Source organism: Marinobacter pelagius (genome assembly GCF_003315345.1).
GTDB lineage: Bacteria > Pseudomonadota > Gammaproteobacteria > Pseudomonadales > Oleiphilaceae > Marinobacter > Marinobacter pelagius_A.
The window spans coordinates 1-14013 of sequence record NZ_QNRO01000014.1 but is presented as its reverse complement, the minus strand read 5'-3'; the positions used below and the strand labels follow the sequence as shown (position 1 = coordinate 14013).

Below are 14013 nucleotides of genomic sequence, written 5' to 3'. Positions count from 1 at the left end.
CCCAAAATCCAACGAAGGAGACAACCCATGGCCCTGATATCGATGCGGCAACTTCTGGACCACGCCGCCGAGCATGGTTACGGTGTGCCAGCCTTTAACGTAAACAACCTCGAACAGATGCGCGCCATCATGGAAGCCGCTGACAAGACCGACTCCCCGGTCATCGTCCAGGCCTCCGCCGGTGCCCGCAAATACGCCGGCGCCCCCTTCCTGCGCCACCTCATCCTGGCCGCGATCGAGGAATTCCCGCACATCCCGGTAGTCATGCACCAGGACCACGGCACCAGCCCCGCCGTGTGCCAGCGCTCCATCCAGCTGGGCTTCAGCTCCGTCATGATGGACGGCTCTCTGGGTGAAGACGGCAAGACCCCGACCGACTACGAATACAACGTCGACGTCACCCGCCGCACCGTCGAAATGGCCCATGCCTGTGGCGTCTCCGTAGAAGGCGAACTGGGCTGCCTGGGCTCCCTCGAAACCGGCCAGGCCGGCGAAGAAGACGGCATCGGCGCCGAAGGCACCCTGGACCACAGCCAGATGCTGACCGACCCGGAAGAAGCCGCGGACTTCGTCAAGAAAACCCAGGTAGATGCCCTGGCCATCGCCATCGGAACCAGCCACGGCGCCTACAAGTTCACCCGTCCGCCCACCGGTGACATCCTGGCCATCGACCGCATCAAGGAAATCCACGCCCGGATCCCGGATACCCACCTGGTCATGCACGGCTCCAGCTCCGTCCCTCAGGAGTGGCTGAAGATCATCAACGAGTACGGCGGTGAAATCCCGGAAACCTACGGTGTGCCGGTCGAGGAAATCGTGGAAGGCATCAAGCACGGCGTGCGCAAGGTCAACATCGACACCGACCTGCGCCTGGCCAGCACCGGCGCGGTCCGTCGCTTCCTGGCCGAAAACCCGGCCGAGTTCGACCCGCGCAAATTCCTCAAGGAAACCATGAAGGCCATGACCGAAGTGTGCATCGCACGCTATGAAGCCTTCGGTTGTGCCGGCAACGCCAGCAAGATCAAGCCGATCAACCTCGAGCGCATGTTCGAGCGGTATGCGGCTGGCGAACTGGATCCGAAGATCAAGTAAGTATTGGAGTATGTTGTTCCCGTAGCTTGACGGTTGCGGGGGCAGATTGGGGCGGAGGCCCTGTTCAAAACACGCCCGCAAGTACATCCCTGTAGGGCTTGGCTGTGGCCATCCTTGGCCACAGACAGTTTTGAACAGGGCCTCCGCCCCAATTTTTTGACTCCCCGATATATCGAAAAGGCCTGAATTAGCCGGGGTGGAGAGACCATTCAGAAATCTGGAGCGCCAGGGATGGCGCGACGAAGCCCTACAGGGACGTATTCACGGGCGTTTTCTGAATGGTCTCTCCACCTCGGCGCTTCCACCATGACTTGCAGGCTGCGAATCCAAAACCCCAAACCCTGACCCACCTCAAGTAAGTTCCAGTCGGCCCTTGTAATTTCCCGAACCTCATCAAATATAGTGGTTAGCAAACGAGCAAAAAGCTCAGAACGATTAACCAGTGGTGAGGACCGTAATGGAATTCAAAGACTATTACGCCGTACTCGGTGTGAGCGAGTCTGCCACCCCCGAGGAAATCAAGAAGGCCTACCGCAAGCTGGCGCGGAAATATCATCCGGACGTCAGCAAGGAAGAAAAGGCCGACGAAAAGTTCAAGGACGTCGGCGAGGCCTACGAAGTCCTGAAAGATCCGGAGAAGCGGGCGGAATACGACCAGTTGCGTAAATACGGTGCCCGGGGCGATGGCTCGTTCGAACCACCACCCGGCTGGCAGAGTGCCTCCGGCTTCGGCGGTGGTGGCTTCACCGATGCCGACGCCAGCCAGTTCAGTGACTTCTTCGAGGAAATATTCGGCGGCGGTCGCCGTGGTGGCTTCTCCGGTGGTTTCAGCGGTGGCGGTTTCCGTCAGAACATGCGCATGCGTGGTGAAGACGTTCATGCCCGTCTCGCGCTGTTCCTGGAAGAAGCGTTTAACGGCTGCGAAAAGCAGGTGTCGTTCACGGTGCATGAGGCCGACGAGCAGGGCCGCGTGACTGCCCGGCAAAAGACCCTGAAGGTGAAGATCCCTGCCGGCATGCGCGAAGGTCAGCATATCCGTCTGAAGGGGCAGGGTTCTCCGGGCATCGGTGGGGGCGAGCCGGGTGATCTGTTCATCGAGATCGAGTTCGCGCCACATCCGCATTTCACCGTGGAAGGGCGAGACGTACTGATCACCGTGCCAGTGGCACCCTGGGAGGCGGCACTGGGGGCAACGGTGACCGTTCCAACCGTCGGCTCCAAGGTGAATGTGAAAGTGCCCAAAGGCTCCACCAGCGGCCGCAAGCTCCGGCTCAAGGGCAAGGGCTTCCCCGGCAAGCATCCGGGTGATCAGATCGTGATCCTGCAGGTGGCCATGCCCGAAAAGCATACGCCGGAAGCCGAAAAGCTTTACGAGCAGCTGGCCGAAGCCGAGAAGAACTTCAATCCACGCAGCAAGCTCCATGTCTGAGCGGGGGTAGGAAATGACCAGGCAAGACCAGATTCTGACTGTGGAAGTGGTGGACTCCGAGGGCGGCACCTTCACACTGCGTGAGATTTGCGAGCGTGGAGACTGCCATGCCGAGTTCGTCATCAAACTGGTGAACCACGGCGTTATTGCCCCCGTGGAGGATGTCCCCGAGGCCGGGCAGTGGCAGTTCGACGTGGCGGCTTTAAGTCGCCTACGCAAGGCCATGCGGCTGCAGCGGGATCTCAAGATCAACCTGCCGGGCCTGGCTATGTCGCTGGACCTGCTGGACGAAGTGCAGGAGATGCGGCGGGAAGTGGACCGGCTTAACCGGCAGTTGCGGCATTTGCTGGGGGAGTAGGGCCGGGTGAAGACTGAAGACGGGGTCAGATGAAGGCTTTCATCAGACCCCAAGTCAGCGCCAACTCCCGGGGGCTGGAAACTCAGGGGTCTGAAGAAAACCTTCTTCTTACCCCATCTTAACCTCAAACTCCACAGTCAAACCCAACTCCGGGGTCAGAAGAACGCTTTCTTCTGACCCCACCTTCACACCACTATTTCCCGTCTTTCTCCAAAGCCTGCAACTCCCCATAAATCTTCTCCGCCTCCTCCATCAACGTCCCATGCGTGCGCAAATCCCCATTTCGCTGCGCATGGAGCGCTTTGGCGAGTTTGTCCTCGTATGCTTTCTTCAGCTTCTTCTTCGGATCACCTTTCAGAAATCCCAGCATGGTTGCTCCCGGTTGGTTGGACTTGAAGTGGGTACGCCTGCTGGGCGGAATGGTTCACAGTTTTGGTGGTGAGAAAGGGGTCAGAAGAAGGCGTTCTTCAGACCCCGACCTTGGCGCCCACTGCCGAGTCATACTCCGGGGTCAGATGAAAGCCTTCATCTGACCCCTCCTTCACCCCCCCCACCGTCACAAAAATTTAATGATCAAAATCTGGACAACCTAATAAATTGGGAATAAATTCCCAAACAATGAAAGTGGGAAATAAATCCCAAAGCCGGAAGGCACCCCACCGGCTAAAAACGAAAGAAACAGCCTGGAGAAGATCAATGAAACGCAATCCCCTGACTCTCGCAGTAAAGCTAGTCCTCACCGGCGCCCTGGCCGGTTCCCTTGTCGCCTGCGGTGGCGGCTCCAGCAGTACCTCCACAGACACAGTCAGCACCACCTCTGACGGCACCAGCGTTGGCCCGGTCACCGGCTTTGGCAGCGTCTACGTCAATGGCACCCGGTTCCGGACCGATGGTAGTGTTTCCAGTGACGACGGCATCGAGCGGGAGACCCAGCTGGAAAAGGGCATGATCCTGAAGGTCGATGGCAACTGGGATGACTCCGGCGAAGGCGAGGCCCGCCGTATTGATTACGACGACACCCTGCGAGGCCCGCTGACCTCCGCGAGCTGGGACGAAATCGAGACGATCGGTGAACTGGTCATCGCCGGCCAGACTGTCCGCATAGACGACCAGACCGTCTTCAAGGGGGCGACTCCGGTCCAGCTGCGAGACGCAGCTGCAAACTGGCGCGTACGGGTAAGCGGCTGGCGCCTGGACGATGGCAGCTTCCGCGCAAGCTTTGTGGGTGCCCGCGCCATCGGAACCGATTTCGATGACGACAACGACGTGGAAATCGAAGGTGTGGTCGCCGATCTCGATGATGTGGCCCAGACCTTCACCATCAACGGCTACCCAGTGGATTACAACAGTGCGGTATTTGACGATGATCTCGACGAATCCGAGCTGGCAAATGGCCTGGCAGTAGAAGTCGAAGGCTACATCGATAACGGCACGCTGATCGCCCGGGAAATTGACGATGAAGATGACCTGTTCGATGACGACGATGACGTGGAAATCTCCGGCGCAATCGCAGGCAGCTATGACTCTGGCAGCCGCCAGTTCCAGCTCAATGGTTTCACCATCCAGGTCGACAACGATACCGAATTCGACGACGGCCTCCGTGAATCCGATCTGGCCGACGGACTGTTGGTCAAGGTTGAAGGCGAGTACCGCGGCGGCGTGATCGTGGCCGAAGAAATTGAACCCCGCGAGGGCGAAGCGGAGCTGGACGGTGTCATCGAATCCCTCGGTGGTGACGGCGAAAGCCTGGTTGTCAGTGGAGTTCAGGTGTTCATCACTGCCAGCACGCTGATTGGTGATGATGACCTGGCCGACGATGATGACAATATCGTGCGCCGTACCCAGGATCTCGAGACCCTGAACGTTGGCGATTACCTGGAGATCGAGGGTATCCAGACCCCGGATCAGGGCGGCGGGCTGAGCGCACTCAAGATCGAGCGTGAAGACGACGATGATGACGGGTTCGAGCTGGAGGGCAGGGTGACAGCTGTCGCCAGCGATCGCATCACGGTTCTCGGTCTTGAGCTTCTGGGCACCACTTCCGGAATCTCGGTGGGTGATCATGTAGAAGTCGATTACTCCAAGACTACCGGCGGCGAATACGTGATCGAGGAAATCGAGGTTGAAGACTCGAATTCCGATGACGACGACAGCGACGACGATTGATGTCTGGCCCAGCAGGGCGTTCTTCGGGGCGCCCTTGCTGGTGTTCGGCGTGACTATGGGAATACAATCCCAAACATGAAAAAGACCCCGACCAATCCGTTGCACCAGGCACTGTTCCGTATTCTGCGCCCTCTTGCCAGATTGTTGTTACGCAATGGCATCCCGTTCGGGGAGTTCGCGGAGCTGGTCAAGCGAGCCTATGTGGAAGCCGCGCTGGAAGACTTTTCCGGCGGCCGCAAACCCACCGATTCACGGGCAGCAGTGATGACCGGCCTGACCCGCAAGGAAGTCAAACGCCAGCGCGAGATCCTTGCCGGCGAGAACCCGGTCCGCGAGACCACTACCCATGCCAACCGGGCTTCCCGGGTGGTGTCCGGCTGGGTGCATGATCAGGCCTTCCAGGCCCGCGATGGTGAACCGGCCCTGCTGCCTTTCGAGGGGTCACTGAGCTTCAGTGAACTGGTCAAGCAATACAGCGGCGATGTCCCGCCCCGCGCCGTTCTGGACGAGCTGGTCCGGGTGGGTGTGGCATCCGTGGACAGCGACTCGGGGCTGATCCGACTCAAGCAACGGGCCTATGTGCCGGCCGGGGACAGCGAGGAAATGCTCCAGATTTTCGGTGAGGACGTATCTGACCTTATCGCCACGATCGACTATAACCTTGTAAGTAGCGAATCGGGCCAGCAACCCCTGTTCCAGCGGACACTGACCTACGACAACATTCCTCCGGAGATTATGGACCGGTGGCGCGCCCATGCCGCCGCCCAGTCCCAGGCCCTGCTCGAGCAGCTGGACAAGTGGCTTGGGCCGCACGACCGGGGTATTGCGGGCAACGGTCACGGCAACCACACCGGCGAGCCAATGCGCACCGGTGTGAGCATCTTTTACTTTGAGGATCCTGTGCAGACAGGGAGAGACGAATGAAACGGAACTTGCTCTATCGATCAATCGGACTGACAGCCAGTACCCTGGCACTGGGAATCCTTTCCGCCTGTGGCGGAGGCGCGGGCACGAGCCTCGACGTGGCGGACGGCGGCATCCGGGGCACCGGATCGAGCGTCGGGCCGGTGTCCGGGTTCGGGAGTGTGTTTGTTAATGGGGTTCGGTTTGATACCAGTGGGGCAGAGCTCGTCAGCAATGATGGCGTGATTTGTGAGCCTGATCAGAATTGCGCTCAGCCCATCGAAAAGGGAATGATCCTGCAAGTAGACGGTGAGTGGCAGGATGATCTCACTGGAACGGCGGTGAGTGTGGAATATGACGATACATTCCGAGGCACGGTTTCCGGTGTCACTCAATTTACCGATTCGGACGGAACAATAGTCCGAGTTGAGTTTGAGATCCTCGGGCAGAGAATTATCGCCGACAAACAGACAGTGTTCAGCAAGACAACTCTGACTGGCCTTGCGGACGGTAACTTTGTCCGTGTGAGCGCATGGCCTCTGGCTGATGGCAGTTACAGGGCGGCCTTTGTCGGAGTCTCCAGTGCAGCAGACCAAGTGAGCATAGGCAGTAGTCTGGTTGAAATTGAGGGAAGCGTTAATGAACTCAATCAGAACCTGAACACCTTCCGGATTAACGGCACTGTGGTCCAATATCCCAACACTACAGACGTGTTCAGGGATGGTCTGGTTGAGGGGGATCTGGCTACCTTTGAAGGTCCTATCGAGGTTGAAGGAGAAATTGCACTGATCAATGGGGAAGAAGGCATTGATGCCGACACGATCGGCATTGGTGAAACCCGTCGATACGATGGTGACGTCGATAGCGATATAGAGTTCGTGGGCTCGGTTGCTGATGGTTATGACTCCGGCACAGGGACACTGACTGTTAACGGGCTCACGGTCATCATTCCCTCTGCCGATGTTCTCGAGGAAGGTCTGACTCTGGCAGATTTGATTCCTGGCCGGTTAATTCAGGTTGAGGGTGATGTTATCAGTGAAGGACAGGTTCTGGCTGAAGAGGTCGAGTCGAGAGAGGTGAACGCCGAGATCAAAGGGACTATCGGTTCGATGTTGGAGAACGGCTTTGAACTGGGTGGAGTGGAAATCCGGTTAACCAGTAACACCCTTCTCTCCGATGATGATGAGACGCTGTCAATTGCCCAGCTTCAGACTGGGGTTGGTGTCGAGGTTGAGGGGATCGAGCGGGTTGTTAACGATTCAGTCTTTGTCGAGGCGGTCAAGATCGAACGCGAGGATGTGGATGATCCGAATTCGTTCGAGATGGAAGGCCGTTTGGCATTTATGACTCAAGATCCCGGTTACATTGAAGTCTTGGGGGTTAGTGTGCGTGATTCCGAGGCCGAATATGAGGAGGCAGAAGGTAGCCGCCAGTCTCTCTTGGATTCATATTCCGAACAGGTACTTTTCGTTGAAGTTGAATACATCCGATCCGGTGAGGAATTCGTTGCAGACGAAATAGAGCTGGAAGAGGATTGAGGCCGGATACCCGGCCTTAACCACAAACCCGGGAGCGAGCCTCCCGGTATTCTCTCTTCAGCCGATCCACGAGATCCGACACGCTGAGTACATCGTGGATCTGGCTCACCCCCTGACCGGCGGACCACACGGTTTTCCAGGCCTTCGCCTCATCATCAACGGGTTTCAGCTTCTCGCCGTAATTGATATCGCCGGCCTGGTTGAGCTTTTTCATGTCATAGCCGGCAGCCTCCAGGCTCTGGCGCATGAAGCTGGCGGGCACACCGGAGACGGCCGGGGTATGGACAATGTCGGCCGATACCGCCTCGATGATCATATTCCGGTAGGCATCTTCCGCCTGCGATTCCGTGGTATTGATAAACCGTGTGCCCACATAGGCCAGATCCGCACCCAGCGCCTGTGCCGCCAGAATATCCTCACCGTGGGACAGGCCACCGGCCAGCAGGATGGTGCCGTCGAACACCTCCCGGATTTCATGAACCAGCACGAACGGGTTGATGGTGCCCGCATGGCCACCGGCACCTGCCGCCACCGCGATAATGCCATCCACACCGGCCTCGGCCGCCTTGCGGGCGTGCTTCTGGTTGGTGACATCATGGAACACAAGTCCGCCGTAACTGTGCACCGCATCCACCACCTGGCTGGCGGCCCCCAGGGAAGTGATGACCATGGGCACCTTGTGCTTCACGCACAACTCCAGATCCGCCTGCCAGCGCGGATTGCTGCGATGGACAATCAGATTCACCGCCCAGGGAGCCACTGTGGCGTCCGGGTTCTCCTCGCGGAACCGGTCCAGCTCCTCGTGCATCTGCACCAGCCACTGCTCGAACCCCTCACTGGTGCGCTGGTTCAGCGCCGGAAAGCTTCCCACGATGCCCTCCTTGCAGCAGGCCAGCGCCAGTTCCGGGCCGGAAATGAGAAACATGGGGGCTGCCACAAGCGGCAGTGACAGGGAATCGGCAAGCGAAGAGGGCAGGGGCATGGCATTTCCTTAATTTTTATCGGAACTTTTGTAGGATATAAAGGATCTTAGCGTGCCTCGGCCTCCGTGCAAACGACGGAAGGCCCATCGGATCGGAACATTCAAAAATCAAAAGGGAGCCCTGACATGGGTGAAGCGAAACGCCGCAAGCAAACCGGAACACCATCCTCCCGCAAGACCGGCAATCGTGGCCTCATCATCGGCATCGCCGCAGTCGTTGCCATCGCCGTGGTCGCCGGCCTGTATTTCCTCACGTCGGCACCCGAGCCCACCTCCGACGCCTTACCCGTAGCCGCGCCTGACGCCCAACCCTTCCCGGCACAGCTCGACCAGTACGGCGTCTCGGTCGGTGACGAAAATGCTCCCGTGGTGGTCCGGGAATTCGCCGACTACCAATGCCCCGCGTGCGGCCGATTTTCCGAAGCAACCCAGCGCCTGAAGCAGGAATACGTTGAAAGTGGCAAGGTCCGCTTCGTCTACTTCGACCTGCCCCTGCAACAACACCAGAACGCCATGCCCGCAGCCCTGGCGGCCCGCTGCGCCGGCGACCAGGACGCGTACTGGCAGATGCACGACCAGCTCTACGGCAGCCAGACCGAATGGAGCGGCTCCAACGATCCCGTCGCCACCTTCAGCCGCTACGCCGGAGACCTCGGCCTGAACGAACGCCGGTTCCAGAACTGCATGGAATCCGAGTTACACCGCGAGGATGTGGAGCAGAGCCGTCAGGCGGCTACCCAGTTGCGGGTGCTGGGAACACCGACTGTTTACGTCGATAACATCAAGTTGACTCGCCCAGGCTGGGGACAGCTGTCGGCGGTTGTAGAGCGTGAACTGAGCCAGAAGGCTGACTGATTAGTGAGCCATTGAGCGCTGGGGGCCTGCCAAAATCGTGCGGAGCCATGGGTGAAGCGCGAAAGCGCTTCACGGGCAGGCCATGGACGGCCTGCCCAGGACCCTCACTGCGACGCAGGAGCATTTAGCAGTGAGGGGCGGAGTCGAGCGTACAGGGACGTATTCACAGCGTATTTTGGCAGGCCCCCAGCGCTCAATGGCGGGGCCGCTAACTCAAATGTGCGGCCTCTCCTGACTTGCGAAGTGCTCTCAGTTGGTTAAACTTTGCGCCCTCGCGAAACCCGCGATTGAATTAAAACCCATGCTCCGGATTTACGATCCGGCCCGCAGGAGAAAACCATGAGCAATGAAGTAGTGGTCTGCGCACTCTACAAGTTCGCAGTCCTGAACGATTACAAAGACCTACGCCAGCCCCTGCTGAATCTGATGCTGGGAAAGGACGTCCACGGCACACTGCTGCTGGCCCGTGAAGGCATCAACGGCACCATCGCCGGCAGCCGCGAAGGCATCGACGCGGTCAAAGCCTGGATTGCCAGCGATGAGCGCTTCGACGGCATCGACTACAAAGAATCCTTTGTGGACATCCAGCCGTTCAAACGCACCAAAGTGAAGCTCAAGAAAGAGATCGTCACCATGGGTGTGGAAGGCATCGACCCCAAGCGCGTGGTGGGCACCTACGTCGACCCGAAGGAATGGAATGACCTGATTTCCGACCCGGAAGTGCTGCTCATCGACACCCGCAACCAGTACGAGGTGGAGATCGGCACCTTCAAGAATGCGGTTAATCCGTCCACCGACACCTTCCGTGAGTTCCCGGAATACGTGAAGGAGAACCTGGACCCTTCCAAACACAAGAAAGTCGCCATGTTCTGCACCGGCGGTATCCGCTGTGAGAAATCCACCGCGTATCTCAAGGAACAGGGCTTTGATGAGGTGTATCACCTCAAGGGTGGCATCCTGAAGTACCTGGAAGACGTACCCGAAGAACAGAGCCTCTGGCACGGGGAATGCTTTGTCTTTGATGACCGGGTAACGGTCAACCATCGGCTTGAGCGCGGCGATTATGACCAGTGCCACGCCTGCCGTCGCCCGATCACCGAGGAAGACAAACAGCGCCCCGAATACGAGCAGGGTGTGAGCTGCCACCAGTGTATCGACTCGCTAACCGAGGAGCAGAAGGCCCGGTTCAAGGAGCGCGAGCGTCAGATGCGTCTGGCCGAAGAGCGTGGCGAGGTACATGTTGGGGGCGAAGCTGCCCGCATCATTGCCGAGCGCAAGGCCCGCAAGAAAGCAGAGCGCGAGGCTCAGGCAAGAAAGAGTCTGGAAGGGGAAAAGGCCCGCAAGACCGCAAGCGCCTGATTCAACCGACAGGAGGTTTCATGGGTTTCAGACACGCAGTCGCAGTCACGCTCACGGCACTGGCGCCGTTCGTGCAGGCACAGGATGCCTCGGACTGGGAAGGCGAGGCCGAACTGGGCGTGCTGGTGACCTCGGGCAATACCGAGGAAGCCAATGTTAACGGCCGGCTGGCTCTGACCCATGAAATCGAAAAGTGGCGCAACACCGGCGAACTGAGCTCTAAGTACTCCGAAGCCGAGGGTGAAACCACCACCGAGGAGTACAAGGCAACGGCGCAGACGGACTACAAGTTCGCCGAGCGCCAGTTCTGGTTCCTACGGGGCTCCTACGAGGACGATCGCTTCTCCGGATACGACTTCGAAGCCACCGCCACCACCGGTTACGGCCACCGGGTCTGGGAATCCGGGGAGCGCTCCTTCCTGGACCTCTCCGCCGGTGCCGGTTATCGCTACAACCGGTTGAACGAACCCAACGCCGACGGCCAGAATGCCGAGGAAGAGGCCATCGCCCGGCTGGCAGGGCATTTTGATTATGCGCTGTCCGAGACCTCGCTGTTTCGTCAGAAGCTGAGTACCGAGATTGGCCTGGATGACAACAACACCGTCAGCGAATCAGAGACCTCGTTGCAGTCGACAGTGGTGGGGAATCTGTCGATGAAGGTAGCGTTCCGGGTCAAGCATGTGTCCGAGCCGCCGGAGGGGGCGGAGAGGACGGATACGGAGACTTCGCTGTCCCTGTTGTACGGATTTTGACGTGATCCGCGGAGTCCCGCGGGGTCTGAAGAAAGCTTTCTTCTGACCCCTTTTTCATAACTGTGGGGGCGATGTGAAAGTGGGGTCAGATGAAAGCGTTCATCAGACCCCTGTGCATCAGACCCCTGTGCATCCGTCTGACCCCTCTTTCAGCCTTCAGACGTTATTCCTCAACCCCAACTCATCCGGGTACGGCGTCAAATACTGGGTAAGCGGATTAAATGGTTGATCTTACCTTTGCATGAGAGTGAGATAGACCGGTATCTCATCGGATTATCTGGTTGATGCTTCACCTACTGCTGGTGCATGTTTCCTTCGCTAATTCCAGCAAGAACCCCACACGCCTCAACTTCCCGGTTATCGTTGCAACTCGCTCTCAGTGAAACGAGTTGTTTCTCAAGCGCTTGCAGAGCGGTTATCTGCGACCGCACATGAGAGATGTGATCATCGAGCAAGGCGTTGACGGCGGTACAAGGCTGATGAGGGTCGTCCTGATAGCTCTGTAGTTCGTGAATCTCAGCCAGTGACAGGCCCAGGATTCTGCAGCGACGGATGAAGGCCAGCCCCTCACCATGCTTCTCGGTATAGACACGGTAACCGTTGTCCTGCCGATCAGGCGGCGGCAACAAGCCCTGCTGTTCATAGAAGCGGATCGTCTGTGTTTCGACCCCTACCAACTGCGCCAACTGACCAATGCGCATCAGCCTCCTCCCCAACGGATTCTTTACTCTATTGACCTTATAGTAGCTTTATAGTTTTAAATGGTACCACAACATTGTTCAAGTGGAGTCGTATCATGAGCAAATCCTGTGGTGGCGCCTGTGGCGGTGATGCAACGTCCGCAGCGGATACCGATATACAGGCCTCCTCCGAGGCGCCAGGGAGATGGGTCAGTGTTTATGCCGTGCCGAAGATGGACTGTCCATCAGAAGAACGAATGATTCGCCTAGCCCTGAACGGCTTTGAGGAGATTCGGGCGCTGTCCTTCGACTTGTCGAACCGCCGGCTGAAGGTCGTGCATGACGGCGAGGTCGAGCCCGTCACCTCGAAACTGAAGACCTTGGGGCTAGGCGCCTCGCTTCAGGAAACCGTCGCTGCAAATCCGGAGACCATCAAGGCCGCCGAGTTTTCGGCAGCTTCTGCTAAGCAAGAATCCGGGACCCTGCGCTGGTTGCTCGGCATCAATGCACTTCTGTTCGTGGTGGAAATGACTGCCGGTCTGATCGCCCGGTCCACCGGCCTGATTGGAGAATCCCTGGACAATTTTGCCGATGCGGCGGTGTACGGGCTTGCCCTTTATGCGGTTGGACATAGCGTGAAAATGCAGGTACGTGCCGCGCATCTTGCTGGTGTACTGCAACTGATCTTGGCTGTGGGCGTGCTCGTAGAGGTGGTGAGACGCTTTGTATTCGGTAGTGAGCCTGAATCGCTGGTGATGATGGCTATCGCATTCGTCGCATTGATTGCCAATACCAGTTGTCTGCTGCTCATATCCAAACATCGGGAAGGCGGGGCGCACATGAAGGCAAGCTGGATATTCTCGGCCAACGACGTGGTGATCAACCTGGGGGTCATCACCGCCGGCGCCCTGGTCGCGTGGACCGGTTCCAATTATCCGGATCTGATTATCGGCACCATCGCGGGGGGCATTGTACTTAACGGTGCCAGACGCATTTTGGCGTTGAAGGGTTAAATAATGCTCATTATTGGCAAAAAGCTCTCGCCGTATGCCCTATTGTCCATATCGGGCCTGCTGGCAGCGTCTGATCAGGCTGTAAAGTGGCTGGTGCAGCAATCAATGGCCTATGGCGAGTATGTTTCGGTGACCCCGTTCTTTAACTGGGTGCACCTATGGAACACCGGTGCCGCATTCAGTCTTTTTGCGAATGGTGGAGGCTGGCAGCGCTACTTATTTATCGGAATCGCGGTAGTGGTCTCGATTTTCCTGATCAAGCTGATCCTTGAAAATCGTCATAAAGGAGAAGCCATCGCTTACAGTCTTATCCTCGGTGGCGCCATGGGCAACCTGATTGACCGGGTCTTTCGCGGCTATGTTGTGGATTCCTTTGATTTCTATTGGCGAGACTGGCATTGGCCGGCCTTCAACCTGGCTGATATTGCAATTGTCCTCGGTGCCTTACTTTTCGTTTCCAGCAGCTTGTTGGGTAAAAAAGCAAACACCAATGCCGAGCCGGATGGATCTGACTGACACCTACGCCTATACAACACCATGACCGAACTTCCCGACAACATCCTTCACCTGCCGCAATACCAAGTACTGGGCTGCAAATCAACCGACGACGAAATGCACTTCCAGGTGGACGTGCCCGATCCCATCGCCTGCGAGGGGTGCGGCGTGCAGGGTGAGTTCGTGCGGTTCGGCAAGCGTGACGTTCCCTATCGTGATCTGCCCATCCACGGCAAGCGGGTCACTCTCTGGGTGGTCCGCCGCCGATACACCTGCCGGGCCTGCAAGACAACATTCAGGCCCCAGCTACCGGAGATGGTGGACGGATTCCGTATGACACTGCGGCTGCATGAGTACGTGGAGAAGGAATCCTTCAACCACCCCTACACCT

General features: G+C 58.0%; 15 protein-coding genes. 12 read left to right on the top strand and 3 right to left on the bottom strand.

Annotated elements, in window-relative coordinates:
• Nucleotides 1-27: 27 nt before the first annotated feature.
• The 3 genes from fba to DET50_RS12645 all read left to right on the top strand — a co-directional run bounded on the left by fba (nt 28) and on the right by DET50_RS12645 (nt 2879).
• A complete protein-coding gene (gene fba, locus DET50_RS12655; protein ID WP_113863206.1) occupies nt 28-1092 on the top strand; it encodes a class II fructose-bisphosphate aldolase in 1065 nt (354 codons plus the stop codon).
• Nucleotides 1093-1549: 457 nt separating this feature from the next.
• The gene (locus tag DET50_RS12650; RefSeq protein ID WP_113863205.1) at nt 1550-2521 is read left to right on the top strand and encodes a DnaJ C-terminal domain-containing protein; all 972 of its coding nucleotides are present in this window, start codon (nt 1550-1552) and stop codon (nt 2519-2521) included.
• Nucleotides 2522-2534: 13 nt separating this feature from the next.
• The gene (locus DET50_RS12645) at nt 2535-2879 is read left to right on the top strand and encodes a chaperone modulator CbpM (RefSeq protein WP_113863204.1); all 345 of its coding nucleotides are present in this window, start codon (nt 2535-2537) and stop codon (nt 2877-2879) included.
• 193 nt (nt 2880-3072) lie between these two features.
• Here the strand turns inward: DET50_RS12645 and DET50_RS12640 are convergent, their stop codons facing one another.
• Nucleotides 3073-3249: a DUF6435 family protein gene (locus DET50_RS12640; protein WP_113863203.1), complete on the bottom strand. Its 177-nt coding sequence runs from the start codon at nt 3247-3249 to the stop codon at nt 3073-3075.
• A 326-nt stretch (nt 3250-3575) separates the two neighbouring features.
• Here DET50_RS12640 and DET50_RS12635 point away from each other — a divergent pair, with 326 nt between their 5' ends.
• From DET50_RS12635 to DET50_RS12625, 3 genes are all read left to right on the top strand, one after another.
• On the top strand, nt 3576-5045 hold the full coding sequence (locus DET50_RS12635) for a DUF5666 domain-containing protein (RefSeq protein WP_113863202.1): 1470 nt from the start codon (nt 3576-3578) through the stop codon (nt 5043-5045).
• A gap of 75 nt (nt 5046-5120) precedes the next feature.
• A complete protein-coding gene (locus DET50_RS12630) occupies nt 5121-5969 on the top strand; it encodes a DUF6502 family protein (protein ID WP_113863201.1) in 849 nt (282 codons plus the stop codon).
• Nucleotides 5966-7486, top strand: coding sequence for a DUF5666 domain-containing protein (locus DET50_RS12625; protein ID WP_113863200.1), 1521 nt, complete (start codon nt 5966-5968; stop codon nt 7484-7486). Before DET50_RS12630 ends, DET50_RS12625 begins: the two co-directional genes overlap by 4 nt.
• Nucleotides 7487-7502: 16 nt before the next feature.
• Here DET50_RS12625 and DET50_RS12620 read toward each other — a convergent pair whose 3' ends face one another.
• A complete protein-coding gene (locus tag DET50_RS12620) occupies nt 7503-8468 on the bottom strand; it encodes an NAD(P)H-dependent flavin oxidoreductase (RefSeq protein WP_113863199.1) in 966 nt (321 codons plus the stop codon).
• A 126-nt stretch (nt 8469-8594) separates the two neighbouring features.
• On the opposite strand from DET50_RS12620, the gene DET50_RS12615 reads away from it, so the two are divergent.
• The 3 genes from DET50_RS12615 (at nt 8595) to DET50_RS12605 (ending at nt 11434) form a co-directional block, all read left to right on the top strand.
• Nucleotides 8595-9323, top strand: a complete 729-nt coding sequence (locus DET50_RS12615; protein ID WP_113863198.1) for a DsbA family protein — start codon at nt 8595-8597, stop codon at nt 9321-9323.
• 339 nt (nt 9324-9662) lie between these two features.
• The gene (gene trhO / locus DET50_RS12610; RefSeq protein WP_113863197.1) at nt 9663-10682 is read left to right on the top strand and encodes an oxygen-dependent tRNA uridine(34) hydroxylase TrhO; all 1020 of its coding nucleotides are present in this window, start codon (nt 9663-9665) and stop codon (nt 10680-10682) included.
• Nucleotides 10683-10702: 20 nt separating this feature from the next.
• On the top strand, nt 10703-11434 hold the full coding sequence (locus DET50_RS12605) for a DUF481 domain-containing protein (protein WP_113863196.1): 732 nt from the start codon (nt 10703-10705) through the stop codon (nt 11432-11434).
• Nucleotides 11435-11727: 293 nt separating this feature from the next.
• On the opposite strand, the gene cadR is transcribed toward DET50_RS12605, so the two are convergent.
• The gene (gene cadR, locus DET50_RS12600; RefSeq protein ID WP_113863195.1) at nt 11728-12135 is read right to left on the bottom strand and encodes a Cd(II)/Pb(II)-responsive transcriptional regulator; all 408 of its coding nucleotides are present in this window, start codon (nt 12133-12135) and stop codon (nt 11728-11730) included.
• Nucleotides 12136-12230: 95 nt separating this feature from the next.
• On the opposite strand from cadR, the gene DET50_RS12595 reads away from it, so the two are divergent.
• The 3 genes from DET50_RS12595 to DET50_RS12585 all read left to right on the top strand — a co-directional run.
• Nucleotides 12231-13127 (top strand): cation efflux transmembrane domain-containing protein, encoded by an 897-nt coding sequence (locus DET50_RS12595; protein ID WP_004364974.1) that lies wholly within the window; start codon nt 12231-12233, stop codon nt 13125-13127.
• Between the two features lie 3 nt (nt 13128-13130).
• A complete protein-coding gene (gene lspA / locus DET50_RS12590; RefSeq protein WP_008740521.1) occupies nt 13131-13643 on the top strand; it encodes a signal peptidase II in 513 nt (170 codons plus the stop codon).
• 21 nt (nt 13644-13664) lie between these two features.
• A partial coding sequence (locus DET50_RS12585) for a transposase family protein (RefSeq protein ID WP_147252218.1) occupies nt 13665-14013 on the top strand: 349 nt, incomplete at its 3' end.

Bases quoted from the DNA above. Each gene is read 5' to 3' on its own strand.
- fba (WP_113863206.1), top strand. From the start codon at position 28: ATGGCCCTGATATCGATGCGGCAACTTCTGGACCACGCCGCCGAGCAT.
- DET50_RS12650 (WP_113863205.1), top strand. From the start codon at position 1,550: ATGGAATTCAAAGACTATTACGCCGTACTCGGTGTGAGCGAGTCTGCC.
- DET50_RS12645 (WP_113863204.1), top strand. From the start codon at position 2,535: ATGACCAGGCAAGACCAGATTCTGACTGTGGAAGTGGTGGACTCCGAG.
- DET50_RS12640 (WP_113863203.1), bottom strand. From the start codon at position 3,249: ATGCTGGGATTTCTGAAAGGTGATCCGAAGAAGAAGCTGAAGAAAGCA.
- DET50_RS12635 (WP_113863202.1), top strand. From the start codon at position 3,576: ATGAAACGCAATCCCCTGACTCTCGCAGTAAAGCTAGTCCTCACCGGC.
- DET50_RS12630 (WP_113863201.1), top strand. From the start codon at position 5,121: ATGAAAAAGACCCCGACCAATCCGTTGCACCAGGCACTGTTCCGTATT.
- DET50_RS12625 (WP_113863200.1), top strand. From the start codon at position 5,966: ATGAAACGGAACTTGCTCTATCGATCAATCGGACTGACAGCCAGTACC.
- DET50_RS12620 (WP_113863199.1), bottom strand. From the start codon at position 8,468: ATGCCCCTGCCCTCTTCGCTTGCCGATTCCCTGTCACTGCCGCTTGTG.
- DET50_RS12615 (WP_113863198.1), top strand. From the start codon at position 8,595: ATGGGTGAAGCGAAACGCCGCAAGCAAACCGGAACACCATCCTCCCGC.
- trhO (WP_113863197.1), top strand. From the start codon at position 9,663: ATGAGCAATGAAGTAGTGGTCTGCGCACTCTACAAGTTCGCAGTCCTG.
- DET50_RS12605 (WP_113863196.1), top strand. From the start codon at position 10,703: ATGGGTTTCAGACACGCAGTCGCAGTCACGCTCACGGCACTGGCGCCG.
- cadR (WP_113863195.1), bottom strand. From the start codon at position 12,135: ATGCGCATTGGTCAGTTGGCGCAGTTGGTAGGGGTCGAAACACAGACG.
- DET50_RS12595 (WP_004364974.1), top strand. From the start codon at position 12,231: ATGAGCAAATCCTGTGGTGGCGCCTGTGGCGGTGATGCAACGTCCGCA.
- lspA (WP_008740521.1), top strand. From the start codon at position 13,131: ATGCTCATTATTGGCAAAAAGCTCTCGCCGTATGCCCTATTGTCCATA.